The organism is Winslowiella iniecta (assembly GCF_001267535.1).
Classification (GTDB): domain Bacteria; phylum Pseudomonadota; class Gammaproteobacteria; order Enterobacterales; family Enterobacteriaceae; genus Erwinia; species Erwinia iniecta.
On sequence record NZ_JRXE01000031.1, the window covers coordinates 37,862 to 61,059 of the forward strand.

22 protein-coding genes are annotated in these 23,198 nt (G+C 51.8%); 17 read left to right on the forward strand and 5 right to left on the reverse strand.

Annotated elements, in window-relative coordinates; genetic code table 11:
• Nucleotides 1-308: 308 nt before the first annotated feature.
• Entirely contained in the window at nt 309-2,747 is a 2,439-nt protein-coding gene (plsB, locus tag NG42_RS18695; RefSeq protein ID WP_052902026.1) for a glycerol-3-phosphate 1-O-acyltransferase PlsB, read from the reverse strand.
• A gap of 128 nt (nt 2,748-2,875) precedes the next feature.
• Between plsB and NG42_RS18700 the strand changes: the two genes are divergently transcribed.
• From NG42_RS18700 to NG42_RS18715, 4 genes are all read left to right on the forward strand, one after another.
• Complete coding sequence (locus NG42_RS18700; RefSeq protein WP_052902028.1) at nt 2,876-3,244, forward strand: diacylglycerol kinase; 369 nt, start codon at nt 2,876-2,878, stop codon at nt 3,242-3,244.
• 105 nt (nt 3,245-3,349) lie between these two features.
• Complete coding sequence (gene lexA, locus NG42_RS18705) at nt 3,350-3,958, forward strand: transcriptional repressor LexA (RefSeq protein WP_052902030.1); 609 nt, start codon at nt 3,350-3,352, stop codon at nt 3,956-3,958.
• Between the two features lie 117 nt (nt 3,959-4,075).
• Complete coding sequence (gene dinF, locus NG42_RS18710) at nt 4,076-5,398, forward strand: MATE family efflux transporter DinF (protein ID WP_052902032.1); 1,323 nt, start codon at nt 4,076-4,078, stop codon at nt 5,396-5,398.
• 241 nt (nt 5,399-5,639) lie between these two features.
• Nucleotides 5,640-5,852 carry a CsbD family protein gene (locus tag NG42_RS18715; RefSeq protein WP_052902034.1) on the forward strand — a complete coding sequence of 71 codons (213 nt, stop codon included), beginning with the start codon at nt 5,640-5,642 and terminating at the stop codon, nt 5,850-5,852.
• A gap of 79 nt (nt 5,853-5,931) precedes the next feature.
• Here NG42_RS18715 and zur read toward each other — a convergent pair whose 3' ends face one another.
• Nucleotides 5,932-6,447: a zinc uptake transcriptional repressor Zur gene (gene zur, locus NG42_RS18720; RefSeq protein WP_052902036.1), complete on the reverse strand. Its 516-nt coding sequence runs from the start codon at nt 6,445-6,447 to the stop codon at nt 5,932-5,934.
• A 387-nt stretch (nt 6,448-6,834) separates the two neighbouring features.
• On the opposite strand from zur, the gene NG42_RS18725 reads away from it, so the two are divergent.
• From NG42_RS18725 to NG42_RS18745, 5 genes are all read left to right on the forward strand, one after another.
• Nucleotides 6,835-8,076, forward strand: coding sequence for a conjugal transfer protein TraF (locus NG42_RS18725; RefSeq protein WP_052902039.1), 1,242 nt, complete (start codon nt 6,835-6,837; stop codon nt 8,074-8,076).
• Between the two features lie 101 nt (nt 8,077-8,177).
• On the forward strand, nt 8,178-9,182 hold the full coding sequence (gene dusA, locus NG42_RS18730) for a tRNA dihydrouridine(20/20a) synthase DusA (protein WP_052902041.1): 1,005 nt from the start codon (nt 8,178-8,180) through the stop codon (nt 9,180-9,182).
• A 190-nt stretch (nt 9,183-9,372) separates the two neighbouring features.
• Nucleotides 9,373-9,603 carry an envelope stress response protein PspG gene (gene pspG, locus NG42_RS18735; RefSeq protein ID WP_052902043.1) on the forward strand — a complete coding sequence of 77 codons (231 nt, stop codon included), beginning with the start codon at nt 9,373-9,375 and terminating at the stop codon, nt 9,601-9,603.
• A gap of 349 nt (nt 9,604-9,952) precedes the next feature.
• A complete protein-coding gene (locus NG42_RS23815) occupies nt 9,953-10,324 on the forward strand; it encodes a hypothetical protein (protein WP_053115933.1) in 372 nt (123 codons plus the stop codon).
• Between the two features lie 218 nt (nt 10,325-10,542).
• Nucleotides 10,543-10,761, forward strand: coding sequence for a hypothetical protein (locus NG42_RS18745; protein ID WP_052902045.1), 219 nt, complete (start codon nt 10,543-10,545; stop codon nt 10,759-10,761).
• A gap of 258 nt (nt 10,762-11,019) precedes the next feature.
• Here the strand turns inward: NG42_RS18745 and NG42_RS18750 are convergent, their stop codons facing one another.
• Complete coding sequence (locus NG42_RS18750) at nt 11,020-12,003, reverse strand: quinone oxidoreductase (protein WP_052902047.1); 984 nt, start codon at nt 12,001-12,003, stop codon at nt 11,020-11,022.
• 91 nt (nt 12,004-12,094) lie between these two features.
• Between NG42_RS18750 and dnaB the strand changes: the two genes are divergently transcribed.
• The 6 genes from dnaB to NG42_RS18780 all read left to right on the forward strand — a co-directional run bounded on the left by dnaB (nt 12,095) and on the right by NG42_RS18780 (nt 17,219).
• Nucleotides 12,095-13,501: a replicative DNA helicase gene (gene dnaB / locus NG42_RS18755; protein ID WP_052902049.1), complete on the forward strand. Its 1,407-nt coding sequence runs from the start codon at nt 12,095-12,097 to the stop codon at nt 13,499-13,501.
• Nucleotides 13,502-13,714: 213 nt separating this feature from the next.
• Nucleotides 13,715-14,206 (forward strand): Lrp/AsnC family transcriptional regulator, encoded by a 492-nt coding sequence (locus NG42_RS18760; RefSeq protein ID WP_052902051.1) that lies wholly within the window; start codon nt 13,715-13,717, stop codon nt 14,204-14,206.
• 229 nt (nt 14,207-14,435) lie between these two features.
• A complete protein-coding gene (locus tag NG42_RS18765; protein WP_052902053.1) occupies nt 14,436-15,062 on the forward strand; it encodes a YitT family protein in 627 nt (208 codons plus the stop codon).
• Between the two features lie 61 nt (nt 15,063-15,123).
• Nucleotides 15,124-16,317 carry an amino acid aminotransferase gene (locus NG42_RS18770; protein WP_156322204.1) on the forward strand — a complete coding sequence of 398 codons (1,194 nt, stop codon included), beginning with the start codon at nt 15,124-15,126 and terminating at the stop codon, nt 16,315-16,317.
• Nucleotides 16,318-16,452: 135 nt separating this feature from the next.
• Nucleotides 16,453-16,869, forward strand: coding sequence for a secondary thiamine-phosphate synthase enzyme YjbQ (locus NG42_RS18775; RefSeq protein ID WP_052902057.1), 417 nt, complete (start codon nt 16,453-16,455; stop codon nt 16,867-16,869).
• A 2-nt stretch (nt 16,870-16,871) separates the two neighbouring features.
• Nucleotides 16,872-17,219, forward strand: coding sequence for an MmcQ/YjbR family DNA-binding protein (locus NG42_RS18780; RefSeq protein WP_052902059.1), 348 nt, complete (start codon nt 16,872-16,874; stop codon nt 17,217-17,219).
• Between the two features lie 33 nt (nt 17,220-17,252).
• Here NG42_RS18780 and NG42_RS18785 read toward each other — a convergent pair whose 3' ends face one another.
• Nucleotides 17,253-18,317, reverse strand: coding sequence for an NAD(P)-dependent alcohol dehydrogenase (locus tag NG42_RS18785; protein ID WP_052902061.1), 1,065 nt, complete (start codon nt 18,315-18,317; stop codon nt 17,253-17,255).
• Nucleotides 18,318-18,553: 236 nt separating this feature from the next.
• Complete coding sequence (gene uvrA / locus NG42_RS18790; protein ID WP_052902063.1) at nt 18,554-21,382, reverse strand: excinuclease ABC subunit UvrA; 2,829 nt, start codon at nt 21,380-21,382, stop codon at nt 18,554-18,556.
• A gap of 241 nt (nt 21,383-21,623) precedes the next feature.
• On the opposite strand from uvrA, the gene ssb1 reads away from it, so the two are divergent.
• Both ssb1 and NG42_RS23650 read left to right on the forward strand, forming a co-directional pair.
• Nucleotides 21,624-22,169, forward strand: coding sequence for a single-stranded DNA-binding protein SSB1 (ssb1, locus tag NG42_RS18795; RefSeq protein ID WP_052902066.1), 546 nt, complete (start codon nt 21,624-21,626; stop codon nt 22,167-22,169).
• A 460-nt stretch (nt 22,170-22,629) separates the two neighbouring features.
• Nucleotides 22,630-23,198 (forward strand): Glu/Leu/Phe/Val dehydrogenase dimerization domain-containing protein (locus NG42_RS23650; protein ID WP_052902082.1); only part of this gene is annotated, 569 nt, incomplete at its 3' end.

A 23,198-nucleotide genomic window follows, 5' to 3' on the forward strand; every position in this document is an offset into this window, starting at 1 on the left:
CGGACTCCAGCCGTCCGGGCAGTTAAAACGCTGCAACCCCGGATTATAGGCGCGATAACCGTTGCCCAGATGCGTGACTTCACTGACCGGATCGCAACGCTCACCGTTATATCCCAATAAACACATATTCATCGCCCACTCCTGTAAGCAATAAAGAAAGGAGATTGAGTAAATTGCATACGGAGGAGAAAGATCAAACCACAATTATCACCGTACGATGGCGGTTACTGAGGTTTTTCCGCTTGTTCTGATCAAAAAAAACGCCCGATAAATTATCGGGCGTTTTCGATACTGCATAAATCATGCTATTAAGCGTTAATCACTGCCTCGGGGGCGACGGCACTCTCAATGGTCAGGCGAACTTCTTGCGTAATCAGATCGGCCAGCAGCAGATAAACTTTCTGCGTCTGTTCAATCAGCGCATCACCGGTATCACTGATATAGCCTTCATCACGCAGTGTCAGCACCAGTGAAGAGAATACCGCTTTATCAAAGAATTCCGGGGCATTAATTCCGTGCAGCACTGACAAGCGCTGAGCCATGGTGCGGCTCTCTTTTTCCAGTGAGCCGCGGTTAATGGCCGGATTAGCACTGAGAATCGAGAAGGTAATCGCATAGCGTTGTAACGTTTCGCGCACCCCAGCGGCCAGCAGTTGCAAGGTACGGAAACGTGACGGATTCAGGCGCAGACTGGTTTCATCAGCAGTGACCAGACCCTGACGTGACAACTCAACAATCAGCTCATCCAGCACCTGTGACAGTTCCTCTTTATTCCAGCGCAGGAACAGCTCACTTTTCAGCATCGGATAGATCACGCCGACCTGACGCAACAGCTCCGCCCGCGATATCTCGCGATGCTGCTGCACAATGGCAGCAATCAGCGCCGGCAGCACCAGCATATGATGGATATTGTTGCGGTAATACGTCATCAGCACCGCCTGCTCACGCGGCAGAATAATAATGTCACCGATATTGTCCTGCTCGGTTTCAAATTTATTCATTCCCAGCGCGCTGTTCAGCAGAGCCTCCGCCGTCATATCCGGTACGGTAGCATCAGGCGAGTAGGGCACATTGCGCAGCAGCTGGATGTAGCAGTCGAGCTGCTCGGTCAGCTGTTCGCGCGTCAGCGAGCGTTGACGAGACGCCAGCAGCGCGGTGACGCACAGGTTCATTGCGTTGGCGGCACCGGCATTGTTAATCCGTACCATCACGCGCTGAGCAATGTCATTCACCGTTGGCGTCAGCCAGGCCGGGCGCTGCGCTTCGATAGGATCAATCGAATCACGCCATTCAGGCACATGCTTATTGAGATAGTTAACCAGCGGCAGCGGCTCGCCAAAGTTGACGTAGCCCTGGCCGAGATTACGCAGTTTGCGTAAACCCCGTACCATCTGCATAAAGCCTTCTTTCTCTTTGGTGGCACCACGCAGCTCTTTGGCGTAGGTTCCCACTTCCATCACGTGTTCATAGCCGATATAGATGGGTACCAGCGTGATAGGGCGGTTACCACCGCGCAGCATTGCCTGAATGGTCATCGACAGGGTGCCGGTTTTCGGATCGAGCAGACGCCCGGTACGCGAACGCCCTCCTTCAACGAAGTATTCAACCGAATAGCCGCGGGTAAACAGCTCGCCGAGGTATTCGCGGAACACCGTGGCGTACAGCTTATTACCTTTAAAAGTACGACGGATAAAGAACGCGCCCAGACGGCGAAAGATCGGGCCAGCTGGCCAGAAATTCAGATTGATACCGGCCGCAATGTGCGGCGGCACTAAGCCCTGGTGATACAGCACATACGACAGCAGCAGGTAGTCCATATGGCTGCGATGGCAGGGAACATAGACAATCTCATGGCCATCCTGCGCCAGCTGACGGACGCGTTCACCGCCATTGACATTGATGCCCTGATAAAGCTTGCTCCACGTCCAGCTCATCACGCGGTCGGTAAGGCGAATCGCCTCGTAGGAGAAGTCCGCGGCAATCTCTTCCATCAGTTCAACGGCGTTTTGCTGCGCCTTCTCATGGGAGATTTTTTTGCTGCGCGCTTCCTCTTCTACCGCTTTCGCGATGGCTTTGGATTGCAGCAGCCGACTAAACAGCTCCTGACGCACCGGTAAACGTGGTCCGATGGCCGCCAGGCGCTGACGGGCGAAATGCATACGCGCCACACGAGCCAGCTTTTGAGCGATGGTTTGATCGGTGCCGTGCTCGGTCGCCATGCGACGCAGTGACACGGTAGGCGAGAAACGCACAAAGCTGTCGCGCCCTAACCAGAGAACGGCAAAGAATTTCTGGATGCCGTTCAGCACGCGCAGATGCGGCGTCTGCTCACCCTGAATTTCACGACCCGGCGCACGGCCAAACATCACAGAAATCGGTACCATCTGCACGTCAAGATCCGGATTACTGCGATGCAGATCCAGATACTCGTGAAACAGCTTTACCGACTCCAGATTAGGGACGAAATAGGGGAACACGCGCGGGCCATCGTGGATAAACACATGGCGTGGCAAAACCGTGCCATCGATTTCCAGCGGATCCAGTGGATCGGGCAAGTCGCGTTTACGACATTGCGATCGCAATGCAAGGAGATCCGCCTTTGAATCATAAGGCAATACATACATAATGGGGCGCGAACTATCGAGCCCGAGTTCAGCTACCGGATCGGCCGGAATAGCCTTACTTCTCACCAGAAATGAGAGGGGTAAGTTTAGTAACTTATAATAGAAATTACGCCAACCTGACATAGACAACATGAAGCCTCTTGTTAGCAAAGCGCGGCAAGCATACCAGAAAGCGCTATTAAGATCTGTTGTGTTGCAATACGTGCGCCACCCTGTGGTGGACGTTAAACATCTCAAAGGGTTCCCTGATTATGGCAAATAATGTAACCGGACTGACGCGAATTGTGAAAGCGGCAGGTTATTCGTGGAAAGGATTGCGCGCTGCCTGGCAAAACGAAGCGGCGTTTCGACAGGAGTCAGTCGCGGCGATTGTGGCGATTATCCTCGCCTGCTGGCTTGATGTGGATGCCATCACTCGTGTGCTGCTGATTGGTTCGGTGCTGCTGGTGATTATCGTCGAAATTCTTAACAGCGCGATTGAAGCGGTGGTTGACCGTATCGGCAGCGAAATGCATCCGCTTTCCGGGCGCGCCAAAGATATGGGTTCTGCGGCAGTATTACTCAGCATACTGTTGGCGGTTTTCGTCTGGATAATGTTGCTGTGGCCACATATCGCCTGATATCGCAGAAATTGACAAACAGTTGTTTTTTACACAGCTTTAGGTTTCAAAGCAGAGAATACCTGTATATACTCACAGCGACTGTATAAACAACCAGGGGGCGGAATGAAAGCATTAACGGCAAGGCAGCAGCAGGTCTATGATCTGATTCGTGACCATATCAATCAGACGGGTATGCCTCCTACACGTGCCGAAATTGCCTCGCAATTAGGTTTCCGGTCCCCCAATGCTGCGGAAGAACATCTGAAAGCGCTGGCGCGTAAAGGTGTGATTGAGATCGTTTCCGGCGCTTCGCGCGGTATCCGCCTGATGATGGAAGACGAAAGCGGTCTGCCGCTGATCGGACGCGTCGCAGCGGGTGAACCGTTACTGGCAGAACAGCATATTGAAGGCCACTTCCAGGTTGATGCCAACCTGTTTAAGCCTAATGCCGACTTCTTGTTGCGCGTCAGCGGTATGTCGATGAAAGATATCGGTATTATGGATGGCGATCTGCTGGCAGTCCATAAAACGCAGGACGTGCGTAATGGCCAGGTTGTGGTGGCACGTATCGATGATGAAGTCACCGTTAAACGACTGAAAAAACAAGGCAATGTGGTTCAACTGTTGCCTGAAAACAGTGAGTTCCAGCCGATTGTTATCGATCTGCGTCAGCAAACCCTGACGATTGAAGGCCTGGCGGTCGGCGTGATTCGCAACGGCAACTGGCTGTAGTCCATCTTCTTATTAGCGCGTGCTGATTTCTTTCGGAGGCACGCGCTGAAAACTGCTTAATCTTTCTCCACTTTTGCGCCAGCTTTGCTGTGCCGCTTAATCGCGTTGTGGAAGCCTATGCGATTCTTCACTGTTACCGATAAAAACCTCTGGCGCTTAGCACTGCCAATGATCCTGTCTAATATCACCGTGCCGATGCTCGGCCTGGTGGACACTGCGGTTATTGGCCATCTTGACAGCCCAGCCTATCTCGGTGGTGTTGCCATTGGTACCACGGCAACCAGCTTCCTGTTTATGCTGCTGCTGTTTCTGCGAATGAGCACCACCGGATTAACTGCACAAGCTTTTGGTGCCGGTGATAAACCGGCGCTGGCGCGGGCACTGATGCAGCCGCTGCTGATCGCGGTTATCGCTGGCCTGCTGTTTGTCGCGCTGAAAGAGCCGCTTAGCACGCTGGCAACCCTGGTTGTCGGCGGCAACGGTGAGGTGTTGTATCAGGCCCATCTGTTTATGTCGGTACGCTGGCTCAGTGCTCCGGCGACGCTGGCTAACCTGGTGATCCTCGGCTGGCTGCTGGGCGTGCAGTATGCGCGTGCGCCGGTGATTCTGCTGGTGGTGGGTAATCTGGTTAATATCCTGCTCGACCTGTGGTTTGTTATTGGTTTGCAGTGGGGCGTGCAGGGCGCAGCGGCGGCAACCGCCATCGCTGAATATGTCACGCTGGTAATTGGCCTGGTAATGGTCTGGCGGGTGCTTAAACTGCGGGGTATCTCATCAGCCCTGCTGAGAAAGGGTTTGCATGGCGATTTCAGTCGCCTGCTGCGCCTTAACCGCGACATTATGCTGCGCTCACTGCTGCTGCAACTCTGTTTTGCTTCCCTTACCATCCTTGGCGCGCGGCTCGGCAGTGAAGTGGTCGCGGTCAATGCGGTGCTGTTAATGTTCCTGACCTTTACCGCCTATGCGCTGGATGGTTTTGCCTATGCGGTTGAAGCTTACTCTGGCGAAGCTTATGGCGCGCGTGACAGCAGCAAATTAATGCAGGTGTGGTATGCATCCTGCCGACAGGCGGGACTGGTGGCGCTCGGCTTCTCGCTGATTTATGCCGTCAGTGGTGAAGCGATTGTGTCCATGCTGACCTCACTGCCTGAGTTACGTGAAATGGCCGATCGCTATCTGGTATGGCAAATGGTGTTACCGCTGGTGGGTGTGTGGTGTTACCTGTTGGACGGCATGTTCATTGGCGCTACACGCGGCAGCGAAATGCGTAATGGCATGGCGATTGCTGCCGTTGGCTATGGCCTGACCCTGCTGACGGTGCCGTGGTTGGGTAATCACGGTTTATGGCTGGCGGTCATGGTGTTTCTGCTGCTGCGGGGATTATCGTTGTGGCTCATCTGGCATAAGCACTGGCGGAATAATAGCTGGCTACCTGGCTGACATATTTAGTTACATGGCGGGCTTATGGGTTTTTTAGCCTAAAAATCACTATTTTTCAGCCAGTTATTCTATGCTGAAGCTTCTCAGGCAGAAGTAATTGCTACATATCGGCTCGCCATACGCTTTAGATACTATAATTAACTCTGTGTTTAGCGAATGGACAGCGTTTTCTTCTAACAGTAGAAACGTAGCTAATACGAAACACCAAAGCTGTTATCACCTAAGGTAGAGGAAAGATATTATGAATAGCGACCAAGCCGGCGGTAACTGGAAACAGTTTAAAGGTAAAGTGAAGGAAAAATGGGGTAAATTAACCGACGACGACATGACGGTGATCGAAGGTAAACGCGATCAACTGGTGGGTAAAATCCAGGAACGTTATGGTTACGCTAAGGATGAAGCGGAGAAAGAAGTCACGGACTGGGAAACCCATAACAGCGATCATCGCTGGTAGTCCTCAAAGTATTAAAGTTCATTTAAGGACGATGCTCCTACCCCAAGGCACACGGAGTGTGCCACTTTAAACTCTGTTCCTAACGACCCCGCTTTTTACTCACTACGGTATGATCGTGCTGGCAGTTTTCCTGATGTGTACAGGCTTCTACTTCCCGGCAACCCACACACAAACCATGCGCTTCGATTACACTGTGACGCAGGGCAAAGCCTGACTGTCGCGCCAGTGCCTGCAAAATATCCTCTACGCCTTCAGCGTGCTTCTCATTGACCGAACCGCAGCGATCGCAAATCAGCATCGCCGACGTATGTTGCGGCTCTTCGAAATGGTGGCAAACCACATAGCTGTTGTTTGACTCCACACGATGAATAAATCCCTGCTCCAGCAGAAAATCGAGTGCCCGATAGACGGTTGGTGGTTTAGCCTGAGGTTCAGATGCGCGCAATAAATCCAGCAGATCGTAAGCGCTGATAGCACCTTTCTGTTCGGTCATAAGACGCAAAACTTCCAGACGCTGAGGCGTCAGGCGCACGTTGCGCTGCTGACAAAGTTTCTCTGCCTGCGACAAAAGTTGTTCAGGAACGATAGCGCTCATGAGGGATCTCCGGACCGAATTGAAATGTTATTTTATCACGTGCGGCATAAAACGCCGAATCCTCTGTTTTATGGCACAGTAAGCGGCGTTGGCGGTGATAACTTGCTGAAAATTAGTACTTAAACTGACAATATGCCCGTAAATATAAAGTTTTCTAATATTATCTGTTTCGCAGATTAAGCTGATTTTAATAGATAATAAACCGTATTATCTATTTGCTACCTGCCGGAATGCTGTCTACTGTTAAGTTGTGCTTATCATATAGGCCTGCTGAAAATCGAGTGAAATCACAGCTATAAGCCCTCAACCTGAATCATCACCATTTGGGGCAGGCACTGCTGCGTGCATTTTTCGTCTCAATATTCAAATTCGGGTGGTAGCAGATAAATGGGAAAAACTTTAAAGCGTGCGATTAGGGTCTCTTGTCCTGGTGTGCTGAATGCATTAATCATGATTCCCTTCAGCAGTATTGCTGCGGGGAATTACTATGATGCGCGTAATGACGCGATGGGGGGGACCGGGGTGGCTTCATCCACCTTTGGCAGTGCAGCGCTGGCTAACCCGGCATTACTGACCAAGGCGCAGCCGGGCGATGAGGTCAGTGTCATCATTCCCTCCGTCGGCATTCAGGTGACCGATAAAGATAAACTGGTCGATAAAGTCGATGATATTTCCAGTGCGGTAGACGGTTATCGCGGCCTGGCCGACAACTTCTCGTTTGCCGATTATCCGAAGTTGCAGGCAGCTTCCGGCGATCTGGCAAAGCGTCTGGACGATATTCGCGGTAATAAATCCTCCGGCACTGCCGGTGTTGCGGTGGTGGTGGCGGTTCCCAATGAGGTGCTGCCGTTTGCTTTTGTTACCAAAGCTTATGGCAGCGTGCATCTGGCGACAGATGTTTCACAGGGGGATATTGATTATTTACAAGGGGTGGCTGATGGCACTCTTTTTCCCCTGCCGGGCGATCAGGATCGTTTAACCTCTGCCGGGCTGGGGCGCGCTGCGGTGGTCACCGATACGGGCATTGCCGTGGCACATCAGTTTGATATCGCGGGTCATCCGGTTTCGCTTGGCGTCACGCCAAAACTACAGAAAACCTGGCTGTATAATTACAGCGTGTCGGTTTACGACTACAACAAGTCAGACTTTACCAATAGTCGCTATAAAAACAGCAATACCGGTTTTAACCTCGATGCGGGGCTGGCGACGGATATCGACGATAACTGGACCTTCGGCCTGAGCGCTCAAAACCTGATTCCGCGTAATATTGATACCAAAGAGATTGCCGGTTATCGCGATACCTGGCAGATTCGTCCGCTGGTCACTTCGGGCCTGGCATGGAACAGTGAGAAACTGACAACCAGCCTTGATGTGGATTTAACCCCGACTAAGCGCTTTAAAACTCAGGAAGACAGCCAGTATGTCGGCGTGGGGGCTGAATATCGTCTGCTGGACTGGCTGCAACTGCGGGCGGGCTATCGCGCCGATATCAAGTCTAATGATGTGAATGTGGCGACAGCGGGTTTAGGTTTATCACCGTTTAACCACTCAGCACATCTTGATCTGGCTGGCTCAGTCGGTAATGACAATACCTGGGGCGCAATGGCGCAGCTGGGCTTTAGCTTTTGACCGTGGCTTTTGGGCGAGGCATCCCTCGCCCCATCACCATTCTGTGATATCATTGCGCATATTATCGACATCGATTCCACCGCACAGAGTTATCGTTTTTCATGACCCAGAATCTACCTGCACACCGTTTTTCAATCGCGCCAATGCTTGACTGGACCGATCGCCACTGCCGTTATTTCCACCGTCAGCTTACGCAGCAAACGCTGCTGTACACTGAGATGGTCACTACCGGTGCGATCATTCACGGTAAAGGCGACTATCTCGCCTGGAGTGAAGAGGAGCAGCCGGTGGCGTTGCAACTGGGTGGCAGTGATCCGGCCGCGCTGGCACAGTGTGCCAAACTGGCAGAAGCGCGTGGCTACAACGAAATCAACCTGAACGTCGGTTGCCCGTCCGATCGGGTACAGAATGGTCGTTTTGGTGCCTGCCTGATGGGCGAAGCTGCACTGGTAGCGGATTGCATTAAAGCGATGCGTGACGTGGTGTCGATTCCGGTCACGGTCAAAACGCGTATTGGTATTGATGAGCAGGATAGCTACGAGTTTCTCTGCGACTTTATCTCCACGGTTGCCACGCAGGGCGGCTGCGAAATGTTTATTATTCATGCGCGTAAAGCCTGGCTTTCGGGTCTTAGCCCGAAAGAGAACCGTGAAATTCCGCCGCTGGATTACGATCGCGTCTATCAACTGAAACGCGATTTTCCACAGCTGACGTTGTCACTGAACGGCGGCGTAAAAACGCTGGATGAGGCGAAACAGCATCTGCTGCATCTGGATGGCGTGATGATGGGACGCGAAGCTTATCAGAACCCTGGCATCCTGACGCAGGTTGACCGCGAGCTATTTGGCCTTGATAGCGCGGCCAGCGATCCGGTTGCGGTGGTGCGGGCAATGTATCCTTATATTGAAGCTGAGCTGTCAAAAGGCACTTACCTTGGCCATGTCACTCGCCATATGCTGGGCTTGTTCCAGGGCATTCCGGGCGCGCGTCAATGGCGTCGTTATCTCAGTGAAAATGCCCATAAGCCGGGCGCGGATGTTGAGGTAGTGGAAAAAGCACTGTCACTGGTTGCGGATAAAATCCCTGCTGCAACGCCAGTGAGTTAAGCGGGTTATTTTCGGGCGGCGTGTCGTCGCCCGTGTTAGTTAATTTCTGACCATCTGTTAATCAATTTCACCAACTTCCTTTCTGCTTTTTCCTGTCAATATACTTATATTCAATAAGTTACCATTTTTCAGCTGTTTGGCATGCTTCTTGTATTAGTTAACCAGTACTTTATTTTATGGAGCTTGCCGTATGGAAATCCTGTTTGTGTCTGGATTCTTTTTAATGTTGCTGCTGACCGGCGTCTCTTTACTGGGCATTTTGGCTGCGCTGGTGGTCGCCACGCTGGTAATGATGGTCGGCGGGCTGTTTGCGATTGTAATCAAGATGTTGCCATGGCTGATTCTGGCAGTGGTTGCAGTCTGGATTTATCGCGCCTTTAACAAGCCTAAAATTCGCCGGGATCGCTGGTCATCTCGTTGATTAATCAACGGATTGACTAAAAACTATCCGGCAGGAATGCGGGCTGGATCACATCATGGCGGTTTGCTTAGCTGTTTTTCGCAATTAAACATATTTTTTACTTATGTTTTCTGCCAGTATGGGAACCGTTGAGTCGAAAACGTATTCATCGCCGCTGACCCTACAAACAGCGCGAACTATAAAAAGAAAAAGGGGCTTCCTGCGGGAAGCCCCGTTCGCATTTATCGCATTCGAAAAATTCCCGCCGATTTAGATATTCCTCACAATTCCTCTGATTTAAGCTGCAGAAGAAGTTTCTTTATGAAATTATCACTCTGGTATAGGGAGCGGTAATTATATTAAGGGAATAATGAGTACGCGTGATGATATTATTGATGGTACTGATGCTGCTAAAGCCAAAGAAGGGTTAGTTTATACTGAGGTGTTAGTCTGGGTAGACTTAGGCCATGCCAAAGGAGATGATAAAACTAAGTTAAAAGTTACCAAGGCGGTCCGCTGGCGGATTAAAAAAGGTTTACCCAGGGAAGAACAGATCAGCATTGCGTTGGCAATGATGATGAAAACGGCCCATATATTTGAAACTTTCCAGAGTAACTGGTTTTTTAGCTGGATTAATGACAGCGGTTACAGTGGCGAAGATTTGGTTTCCGACTTGCTGGGATTTTATCGTGTGGTACGACCAAAAAATTATTTTCCACTTTTCAAGCCCGTCAGTAAATAAGATGCATTGCGGCGCTGGGATCACTATGGGCCCATAGGCCAGTTTAAGAATAAGAGTTTTAAACCGTTGCTGTTTCCCGACCCAGCTCTCCATCCCGATGCCAAACCTTATAAAGTGTTACTCCCACCTTTTATGCGTGAAATCACGCGCTTTACTAATTTTGAAAGTGATGATGTGCGTATCATCACTGATGACTATAACAGCATTAAGAGAGTTACATGAAAAAGCATAAGGGATGCCTGATTATTTTCATTGCCTTAATTATGCTTCTTGCGATCCTTATCTTATTTTTAAAAATTACTCTGGTGAGCGCTATCGGCTATACTGAAAAGGATTTTTTAAACTACCATCTGTTAACTGATGAGGAAGTAAAAAACGCACTGAAAATCTCGCAGGATTACTATTTCTTCTATTATGCGATGGATGGCAATGTATAATAGAAGTGAAATTCGCTTTAGTAATGTTAATTCGCTGCAACCGTTAGTAGATTATCTTACTACCCTGGATTATCAGTCATGGCGTAATGCTGCCGGGCATGTGTATTGGATACGCAGTGATAACCTGACAAAACGTTTTGATATCTGCTTTTATCCGCATAAGAGAGAAGCAAGATTGACTAAGGAACATACTCCCTATGATTATTCGCTGGATTTAAAGAGAGACTTTCAGCAGAAAGTCCCTCTGACTTCGGTAAATCAAGGAATCAATAAACTCGACCCCTGAGTGCCACGGCTTTCCAGTGTTTTATGTGCCTGCTGCGCATCCGCCAGGGCAAATTTTTGCTGCTCTGGCACATCGACATTAATCGCGCCGCTGGCAATCAGTGAAAACAGTTCACTGCTGGCCAGCTGTAGTTCTTCGCGGTTAGTAATATAGCCAAACAGCGAAGGGCGAGTCACATACAGCGAGCCTTTCTGATTAAGTATCGCCAGATTCACGCCACTGACCGGGCCGGATGAATTACCAAAGCTCACCATCAGACCGCGTCGTTGCAGGCAGTCCAGTGAGGCTTCCCAGGTGTCTTTACCCACCGAGTCATATACCACGCGCACTTTTTTGCCATCGGTCAGTTCGCTGACGCGTTGTGCGATATCTTCTTCGCGATAGTTGATGGTGGCCCAGGCGCCGGAATCCTTTGCCAGTCTGGCTTTCTCCGCGGAACCCACGGTGCCAATCAAATGCGCGCCCAGCGCTTTCGCCCACTGGCAGGCGATTAAACCGACACCACCGGCAGCGGCATGAAACAGGAACACTTCATCCGGCTGGACTTCATACGTCTGACGCAGCAAGTAGTGTACCGTCAGCCCTTTCAGAAACGCGGCTGCCGCCTGCTCAAACGAAATCGCATCCGGCAGCAGTGCCACTTTATTGGCATCGACATTGTGCCGTTCGCTATAGGCACCCAGCGTGGACTGCGCATAAACCACGCGATCGCCTGGCTTCAACACCGTTACCGCCGAACCCACTTTGCTGACAACTCCCGCCGCTTCAGTACCCAGTCCGGAAGGCATACTGGCTGGCGCATAGAGGCCGCTGCGGAAATAGGTATCAATATAATTGATACCTATCGCTTTATTCTCTATCTGTACTTCGTGGGCCGCTGGATCGGCGAGGTCGATATCGACCAGTTGCAACACTTCCGGGCCGCCATGCTGGCTAATTTGTATCCGCTTTGCCATGCTCACTCCTGTTGATTGATGGGAGGATATTAAGCGCACAAACGAGTATACTTGCGCGTCTTCTCAACTGATTTTCGGTATTGCATTCACTATGGCAGGAAATAAACCCACCAACAAATCGAGCGAAACTCGCGACCGCCAGATGGAAGGGCTGAAATTACCGCCTCATTCGCTGGAAGCGGAGCAGTCCGTGTTGGGCGGTTTGATGCTGGACAACGAGCGCTGGGATAACGTTGCCGAACGTGTGGTCGCGCAAGATTTCTTTAGCCGTCCGCATCGTATGATATTCGGTGAAATGCAGCGCCTGCTGGAAATGGGCAAGCCCATCGACCTGATTACCCTCTCTGAATCGCTGGAGCAGAAGGGCGAACTTGATATGGCCGGCGGCTTTGCTTATCTGGCCGAGTTATCCAAAAATACGCCAAGTGCGGCGAACATCGGTGCCTATGCCGATATCGTGCGCGAACGTGCGGTCGTGCGCGATATGATCTCGGTCGCTAACGAAATTGCCGATGCCGGTTATGATCCGCAGGGGCGCAGCAGTGAAGATCTGCTGGATCTGGCTGAATCGCGCGTCTTCCAGATTGCCGAAACCCGTGCCAATAAAGATGAAGGGCCAAAAAGCGTCGATCAGATTCTGGAAGCCACGGTTTCGCGTATTGAGTCGCTGTACCAGACGCCGCATGACGGTGTTACCGGCGTCGATACCGGTTATCAGGATCTGAATAAAAAAACCGCAGGCTTGCAGCGATCGGATCTGATTATTGTCGCCGCACGTCCATCGATGGGTAAAACCACCTTTGCGATGAACCTGTGTGAAAACGCCGCGATGTTGCAGGATAAACCGGTGCTGATCTTCAGTCTGGAGATGCCCGGCGAACAGATTATGATGCGTATGCTGGCTTCACTGTCACGTGTCGATCAGACGCGGATTCGTACCGGCCAGCTGGATGATGAGGATTGGGCACGTATCTCCGCCACCATGGGGATTCTGCTCGAGAAGAAGAATATGTATATCGATGATTCTTCCGGCCTGACCCCAACGGAGGTGCGTTCGCGTGCGCGCCGTATTTTCCGTGAACATGACGGCTTAAGCCTGATTATGATCGATTACCTGCAACTGATGCGTGTGCCATCACTTTCCGACAACCGTACGCTGGAGATTGCAGAAATCTCGCGCTCGCTGAAAGCGCTGGCAAAAGAGTTGCAAGTGCCGGTCGTGGCGCTGTCGCAGCTTAACCGCTCGCTGGAACAACGTGCTGATAAACGTCCGGTTAACTCGGATCTGCGTGAATCAGGCTCCATCGAGCAGGATGCCGACTTAATCATGTTTATCTATCGTGATGAGGTTTACCACGAGAACAGCGATATGAAAGGCATCGCGGAAATCATTCTCGGTAAACAGCGTAACGGCCCAATCGGCACCGTGCGTCTGACTTTTAACGGTCAGTGGTCGCGTTTCGATAATTATGCTGGTCCGCAATACGACGACGAATAGTTTACCCTTCGTCGAAGCCTTGTAGGGGAGCCGTTTTCGGCTCCCGTCCTGATGGCCCGCAGGGTGCAAACCCTCACGCGGGCGGCGAGAACCCCGCCCATTCGAATTTCTAATCACTCCCGTCTTGTCATCATAAAATAGTGTTGGACAGCACCACAAAGATTGCGGTTATCTGTAATAGCATGACGCCTTAACAGACAACACGGATCGATAATGACCAGCATCGACGACTTTGACCTTAAAATACTGACTTTACTGCAAAAAAATGGCCGTCTCACCAATCAGGAGTTGAGTGATTTAGTCGGGCTGTCGGCATCACAATGCTCGCGCCGCCGCATCAATCTCGAACAAGCTAATCTGATCCTCGGCTATCACGCGCGGCTTTCGCCGGATGCGGTGGGCCTCGGCATGATTGGTCTGATCGAAGTGCGCCTGATCAATCACACCGCTGAATACGTTGAAAGTTTTCATCGCATGGTAGCGGAACAAACCTCGATTGTGGATGCTTATAAAACCACTGGCGATGCCGACTATCTGCTCAAAGTCGCGGTTTCCGATCTGGCGGGATTAAGTGCACTGATCAGTCAGTTGGTTGCCGGACATCAGAGCGTGTCACACGTCAAAACGTCGGTGGTTCTCAATCGTCTGAAAGAGAATGGTCTGATGATGTTACCGGATAGCAAGGTGCGCCAAAATGGTGCGTAGTGCGCGATTTTGGTGCATGAATCAACCTGGTGCTGCGTGATTTGTGCATTAATTGGCTTCTTTATGCGTGATTGGGTAATTTGACGCTGATTGCATACACAAAGCTTTCAAATAAAGCAGATTAATTATCAATGAGTTAATCTTTCAGGTGCCGCTGGTAGTCATTTGTACTGCCGACCTGGTGCGATTTTTGCTGTCTGATCGTGTCAATAATTTGAGAATCAGACAGATGAATAATACTGCTCCTTCCTTTGCACCCGTTGAAAAAATTCCACATACCTGGGTTGAAGATTGTCTGGCAATACTGATCGGTACGCTGATGGTGTCATTCGGCGTGGTGATGCTGAAACAGGCCGGTGCGCTGACTGGCAGTACCGCTGGCATCGCCTTTCTGATGAGTTACCTGACCCACAGCTCGTTCGGCATCGCATTCTTTGTGATTAATCTGCCGTTTTACTGGCTGGCGCTGCGGCGTATGGGCTGGGCATTTACCCTGAAAACCTTCTGCGCGGTAGGCCTGGTCTCGCTGTTTACCCATTTGCATCCGCTTTTTGTCCATTTTGAGGCACTCAATCCATTTTATGCGACACTGTTCGGTAACCTGATAATGGGAATTGGGTTTATAGTGTTGTTTCGCCATAAAGCCAGTCTTGGCGGCGTCAATATTTTGGCGCTGTGGTTGCAGGACCGCTTCGGTATTCGCGCCGGTAAACTACAAATGGCAGTCGACACCTGCGTGGTGCTGGCATCACTGTTTGTGGTGTCGTTACCGATGCTGGCGGCATCGATTTGTGGCGCGGTGATCCTTAATCTGATCATCGCCATGAACCATCGTCCCGGACGTTACGACGTCTGAAGAGTAACAATCGCGCAGCGACGCGGTTTACTGATAAATCTAATCTATGGAGATCTGCACCGTGTTTCAAAACGTTGATGCCTACGCTGGCGATCCAATTCTCTCGTTAATGGAGACCTTTAAACAGGACACGCGACCGCACAAGGTGAATTTGAGCATCGGTTTGTATTATGACGGACAGGGTGTGATCCCACAGCTGCAGGCGGTTGCCGTAGCCGAAGAGCGTCTGAACGCACAACCACAGGCGGCCTCACTCTATCTGCCAATGGAAGGTCTGCCTGCTTACCGTAATGCGATTGCGCCACTGCTGTTTGGTACTGAACATCCGGCGCTGAAAGCCGGACGCATCGCCACCATTCAGACGCTGGGCGGTTCCGGTGCGCTGAAAGTCGGTGCTGACTTCCTGAAACGCTACTTCCCGAATTCGAATGTCTGGGTCAGCGATCCTACCTGGGAAAACCATGTTGCTATCTTCTCCGGCGCGGGATTCGAGGTTAATACCTACCCGTGGTTTGATGCCGAAACCAACGGCGTGCAGTTTGATGCCTTTATTGCCAAGTTAAAGACGCTGCCAAAACAAAGTATTGTGTTGCTGCATCCGTGCTGCCATAACCCGACCGGTGCCGACCTGACCGATGCGCAGTGGGATATCACCACGGAAGTGCTGAAATCTCAGGAGCTGGTGCCGTTCCTCGATATCGCTTATCAGGGCTTTGGTGATGGCATGGAACAGGATGCTTACGCCATCCGCGCTATCGCTGCCGCTGGCCTGCCAGCGCTGGTCAGCAATTCGTTCTCAAAAATCTTCTCACTGTACGGCGAGCGCGTTGGCGGCCTGTCGGTGGTATGTGATGACGCTGGCGAAGCGGCATGCGTGCTGGGGCAGCTGAAAGCAACGGTACGTCGTAACTACTCCAGCCCGCCTAATTTCGGCGCCCAGGTGGTTTCCTGCGTACTGAATGATGAAGCGTTGAAAGCCAGCTGGCTGGCCGAAGTGGAAGCGATGCGTTTACGTATTCTCGAGATGCGTCAGTCACTGGTTTCCGTGCTGGCTGCGGCCGTACCGGGTACTAACTTCGACTATCTGCTGAAGCAGCGTGGTATGTTCAGTTACACCGGGTTCAGTGAGCAGCAGGTTGACCGTCTGCGTGAGGAATTTGGTGTCTATCTGATCGCCAGTGGCCGTATGTGTGTGGCGGGTCTGAATGCCAATAATGTTCATCAGGTGGCGGAAGCTTTTGCTGCGGTAATTTAACACCCCAGCATTCACGCGACAGAAAAGCAGCGGGCATGGCCGGCTGCTTTTTTTTGGCTATTTTCCGGTAACGGGTTTACCTTTGGTCGACATGCTGCACACTTAACCAGAGTTATTCAGCTAAGGAATTTTGAGATGTGGTATCAGCAGACCCTTACCCTCGGTGAAAAATCGCGAGGATTTCACCTGGTAACCGAAGAGATTGTCGGTGAGCTTCGTCGCCTGAAGGATGTGCAGATCGGCCTGCTGCATCTGCTTTTGCAGCATACTTCGGCCTCGCTGACGTTGAATGAAAATTGTGACCCCACTGTGCGTAGCGACATGGAGCAGCATTTCTTACGTCATGTTCCTGAAAACGCGCCTTACCAGCATGACTATGAGGGCGCTGATGATATGCCTGCCCATATCAAGTCGTCGTTGTTGGGTACGTCGCTGCTGTTGCCGGTCAGTCGTGGGCGTCTGGTACTCGGCACGTGGCAGGGAATCTGGCTGGGAGAACATCGCGTTCACGGCGGTGCACGTCAGATTGTTGCCACCCTACAAGGGGAATAATAATGAACACTTCGGATCTGCTTTCTTATTGCATGAATAAATCCGGTGCAGAACAGAGTGTGCACAGTGACTGGAAAGCCACGCAGATTAAAGTCGATGACGTGCTGTTTGCGATGGTGCATGAGGTACAGGGGCGACCGGCGGTGTCGTTAAAGGCGTCGCCTGCGCTGACCGAACTGTTACGCGAAAAACATCAGGACGTTTCACCCAGCGAGCATCTGAATAAATCACACTGGAGCACAGTATTTCTTGATGGATCGCTGAAAGATTCGCAGATTTACTATCTGGTGGACGCCTCGTTGCAGCAGGCGATCAACACCCGTGGTACCGGCAACCATCACGGCGGATAACAGCCGGCCATCAGTATGACCGGCTGCGCACGCTTACGCGGTTGCTTCGTTGCGTAAGGTATCGATATCAATCACGAAACGGTACTTCACGTCGCTTTTCAGAATGCGCTCGTAGGCTTCGTTAATCTGATTCATCTTAATCATTTCGATATCAGAAACGATATTGTGCTTACCGCAGAAATCCAGCATCTCCTGGGTCTCAGCAATCCCGCCGATCAGCGAACCGGCAATGCTGCGACGCTTTAAGATCAGGTTAAATACCTGCGGTGACGGATGGTCGTGTTCTGGTGCGCCGACCAGCGTCATATTGCCGTCACGACGCAGCAGGGCGATAAACGGATTCAGATCGTGCTGCGCGGCAACCGTGTTGATAATTAAATCAAAACTATTGGCGTGCTGCGCCATCTGCTCGGGGTCTTTGGAAATCACCACTTCATCCGCGCCGAGGCGTTTGCCGTCGGCCACTTTCGATTCCGAAGTGGTAAACAGCACCACATGCGCGCCCATCGCGTGGGCGATTTTCACCCCCATATGACCCAGGCCACCCAGACCGACGATACCGACTTTTTTGCCCGGACCGGCACCCCAGTGATTCAGCGGTGAGAAAGTGGTAATACCGGCGCACAACAGCGGCGCGGCACCTGCCGGATCAAGGTTTTCCGGTACGCGCAGCACGAAGTCTTCATGCACTACAACTTGCGTTGAATAGCCACCATAGGTGATATCGCCAGTCTGACGATCTTCGCCGTTATAGGTGCCAACAAAGCCATTTTCGCAATACTGCTCTAAACCTTCTTCACAGCTGGAGCAGGTGCGACAGGAATCGACCATACAGCCGACGCCGACCAGATCGCCCACGTTATATTTGTGGCTGTGGCCACCGACAGCCGTTACGCGTCCGACAATCTCATGCCCTGGCACCACCGGAAAAATGGTATTTTTCCACTCATCGCGGGCCTGATGAATATCCGAGTGGCAGACGCCGCAAAAAAGAACCTCAATTTGCACATCATGTTCACGAAGTTCACGCGGTCGGTAATCGAAGGGGGCCAGCTTAGATTTCGCGTCCTGAGCAGCCCAGGCGTGCGTAATATTCATGGTATCTCCAGATTAAGTTGATGTTGTGTCATGAAGGAAAAGCGATTGCTGCTTAACACGGCAGCAGCCGAAAAGATCGGAGTATTAAGCTTAGTCAGTGAGCGGCAAGGCGGGTATGCCTGAATGTGTCGAAATCTTGCCTGTTTCTGCGAGATTTTGCGGGAATAAGCAAAGAGTGGCTGAAGAGAAAAAGCACAAAGAAAGCGGGGGCCAGTAGCGACTGGCCCCGCAGCGTTTTACATGTTCAACAGTGGCTTCAGGAAGCGCGCGGTATGTGATTTCTCACATTTCGCAACAGTTTCCGGCGTACCGGAAACGAGGATTTCCCCGCCGCCGCTGCCGCCTTCCGGGCCGAGATCGACAATCCAGTCAGCGGTTTTAATCACATCAAGATTGTGCTCGATAACCACAATGGTATTGCCCTGATCGCGCAACTGATGCAGGACTTCCAGTAACTGTTGAATATCAGCAAAGTGCAGACCGGTGGTCGGTTCATCCAGGATATACAGCGTCTGACCGGTGCCGCGTTTCGACAGCTCACGCGCCAGCTTCACGCGCTGCGCTTCACCACCGGACAGCGTCGTCGCCGACTGGCCAAGACGAATATACGACAAGCCAACATCGATTAGCGTTTGCAGCTTACGCGCCAGCGCCGGAACGGCATCAAAGAACTCACGCGCTTCTTCAATGGTCATCTCCAGCACTTCGTGAATGCTCTTACCCTTGTACTTAATTTCCAGCGTCTCGCGGTTATAGCGCTTACCTTTACACTGGTCACAAGGCACATAGATATCCGGCAGGAAATGCATCTCAACCTTGATCACACCGTCGCCCTGACAGGCTTCACAGCGGCCGCCACGCACGTTAAAACTGAAACGCCCCGGATTGTAGCCACGCGCACGGGCTTCCGGCACGCCGGCAAACAGTTCGCGCACCGGCGTAAAGATGCCGGTATAGGTCGCCGGGTTAGAGCGCGGTGTGCGTCCAATCGGGCTTTGATCGATATCGATCACCTTGTCGAAATTTTCCATCCCGGAGATCTCGCGATACGGCGCAGGTTCAGCGATGGTGGCACCATTAAGCTGGCGCTGAGCAATCGGGAATAGCGTATCGTTAATCAGCGTGGATTTACCGGAACCGGAAACGCCGGTAATACAGCTGAACAGCCCGACCGGCAGCGTTAAGGTCACATCCTTCAGGTTGTTACCGCGCGCGCCCACCAGTTTCAGTACTTTGGTCGGATCGGCCTGCACCCGCTGCGGCGGGATCGCAATCTCGCGTTTGCCGCTCAGGAACTGGCCGGTCAGCGAATCTTCTTTCGCCATAATATCGTCGACCGTGCCTTCTGCGACGATCTGACCGCCATGCACCCCGGCACCTGGGCCGATATCGATCACATGGTCGGCGGCACGAATCGCGTCTTCATCATGCTCTACCACAATCACGGTATTACCGAGATTACGCAGGTGGATTAGGGTTTCCAGCAGGCGCTCGTTATCACGCTGATGCAGACCAATCGATGGCTCATCAAGCACATACATTACGCCAACCAACCCGGCACCAATCTGGCTGGCCAGACGAATACGCTGCGCTTCACCACCGGACAAAGTTTCAGCTGAGCGCGACATCGACAGATAATTCAGACCGACGTTAACCAGGAATTTCAGGCGGTCGCCAATCTCTTTCAGCACTTTTTCGGCGATTTGTGCGCGCTGGCCGCTAAGTTTCATGTTCTGGAAAAACTCCATGGCATGACCAATGCTCATATCTGAGATGGTCGGCAGGGTGGTGTTTTCCACAAACACATGACGGGCTTCGCGACGCAGGCGCGTGCCTTCACAGCTGGCACAGGCGCGGTTACTGATAAATTTCGCCAGATCCTCGCGTACCGCGGCGGATTCGGTCTCTTTGTAGCGGCGCTCCATATTATGCAGCACGCCTTCAAACGGATGGCGGCGCACGGAAGTATCACCGCGATCGTTGATGTACTTAAATTCGATATTTTCTTTACCGGAGCCGTAAAGAATGACTTTGCGCGCTTTCTCTTCCAGCTGGTTAAACGGTGCTTCGATATCAAAATCGAGGTGTTCCGCCAGTGAGCGCAGCATCTGGAAATAGTAGAAGTTACGGCGATCCCAGCCGCGGATTGCGCCGCCGGCCAGCGACAGCTCAGGATTTTGCACCACGCGATCCGGATCGAAATATTGCTGCACGCCGAGACCATCACAGGTTGGGCACGCCCCGGCCGGGTTGTTAAACGAGAACAGGCGGGGTTCCAGCTCACTCATGCTGTAGCCACAAATCGGGCAGGCAAAGTTAGCGGAAAACAGCAGCTCTTCCCTGCTGGTATCGTCCATATCGGCGACAATTGCCGTACCGCCGGAAAGCTCCAGGGCGGTTTCAAACGATTCGGCCAGACGCTGAGATAAGTCTTCGCGCACTTTAAAGCGGTCAACCACCACTTCAATGGTGTGTTTCTTTTGCAGCTCCAGCTTCGGCGGATCGGACAGGTCACAGACTTCGCCATCAATACGGGCGCGGATATAGCCCTGAGACGCCAGATTCTCCAGCGTTTTGGCGTGCTCACCTTTACGATCCTGCACCACCGGTGCCAGCAGCATCAGCCGCGTGCCTTCCGGCTGCGCCAGTACATTATCAACCATCTGACTGACGGTTTGCGCCGCCAGCGGCACGTCGTGATCGGGGCAGCGCGGCTCGCCCACGCGGGCAAACAGCAGGCGCAGGTAGTCGTGAATCTCAGTGATCGTCCCCACGGTGGATCGCGGGTTATGGGAGGTCGACTTTTGCTCGATCGAAATCGCTGGCGACAAACCTTCGATATGATCGACATCCGGCTTCTCCATTAAGGAGAGAAACTGACGTGCATAGGCGGAAAGGGATTCCACATAGCGACGTTGACCCTCAGCGTACAGCGTATCAAACGCCAGCGAGGATTTACCGGAACCTGACAGGCCGGTGACAACGATCAGTTTGTCGCGAGGGATGGTCAGGTTGATGTTTTTCAAATTGTGGGTGCGGGCACCCCGGACTTCAATCTTATCCATGCACATTTCCCGGATTAACGCAGACCTCACTGTGCCGGTTTCTCCAACGTCAGGAGCGGCACAGCCAGAACCAAACGTCTAATTATGACACAAAAAAACCTGAATGGATATCCAGTGTTTGTTTGCAACGCTGTCACCAGGCGAGGCTTTTTTCGAGGTTGATCTGAAAGTAGGAACTGGCAGGATGCCATGTTAGAATTTAGGGTTTAGACTTAACTGAATATTCATCGGAGACACCAACATGGCCAGCAGAGGCGTTAACAAAGTGATTCTTGTCGGAAATCTGGGTCAGGATCCGGAAGTCCGTTACATGCCGAATGGTGGTGCGGTTGCCAACATTACCCTGGCCACGTCTGAAAGCTGGCGTGACAAGCAGACCGGCGAAACCAAAGAGAAGACTGAATGGCACCGTGTTGTGCTGTTTGGCAAGCTGGCTGAAGTGGCAGGCGAATACCTGCGTAAAGGCTCTCAGGTGTATATCGAAGGTGCACTGCAGACGCGTAAATGGACTGACCAGGCTGGCGTTGAAAAATACACCACTGAAGTGGTAGTCAATGTTGGCGGCACCATGCAGATGCTGGGCGGCCGTGGTCAGGGCGGCGGCGCACCAGCCGGTGGCGGCCAGGGCAACAACAATGGTTGGGGTCAGCCTCAGCAGCCACAGGCAGCACAGGGCGGCAATAACAACCAGTTCAGCGGCGGCGCGCAATCTCGCCCGCAGCAGAACAACGCGCCAGCCAACAACAATGAACCACCAATGGATTTTGATGACGACATTCCTTTCTGATTAAGAGGGAATTACATTAGTCATTAATCCTGAAACCCCGCGCTGCGGGGTTTTTTGTCCCCGGATTATTAGTGCGGCAATCGCCCCAGCCAGCTGATATTATTTTTTATTATCATTATCACGGCTGTTATATATATTTACCTGTGTAATACAAATCACTATTGAATAACTCATCAGAGTGATAAAAATCCTGCCTTTAAAAATATATGCCATGTAACTGTCTGTGTTTAAACGTTTTTAAATCATTATGACTTCGCTGTTATTTGATCTCAGTGGCATTTACTCTTATATCGATAACCCTTCAGCGAGCCGGTTAACCCTTGCCATCTTCTGGTGATTTTTTTGTTGTGCCGCTAAAAACCAATGTTATAGTCGGAAATGCACAATATCACCCCCGTGATTATTCTAAAAAATTATCAAATCGTTTTCGGGGAAGCTCATCTGGCATAAGGAAGATTTAATGGAAGGTTTTAACTCTCTGGAGTCGTTCTTAAACTCTGTACAACAACGTGATCCGCATCAGCCAGAATACTTGCAGGCGGTGCGTGAAGTGTTTACTTCACTGTGGCCTTTTATCGAGCAGAACCCGCATTATCAGCAGCAGGGCCTGCTGGAGCGGCTGGTCGAGCCGGAGCGTGTGATTCAGTTCCGCGTGGCATGGACCGACGACAAAAATCAGGTGCAGGTTAATCGTGCCTGGCGCGTGCAGTTCAGCTCGGCTATCGGGCCGTATAAAGGCGGGATGCGTTTTCATCCGTCGGTGAACTTATCGATTCTTAAATTCCTCGGCTTTGAGCAAACCTTTAAAAATGCGCTGACCACCCTGCCAATGGGCGGCGGTAAAGGCGGTTCTGATTTTAATCCGAAAGGGAAAAGTCAGGGCGAAGTGATGCGTTTCTGTCAGGCGCTGATGACCGAACTGTACCGTCATCTGGGGCCGGATACGGATGTACCGGCGGGCGATATTGGCGTCGGTGGTCGCGAAGTGGCATTTATGGCCGGGATGATGAAGAAATTGTCCAACAACAC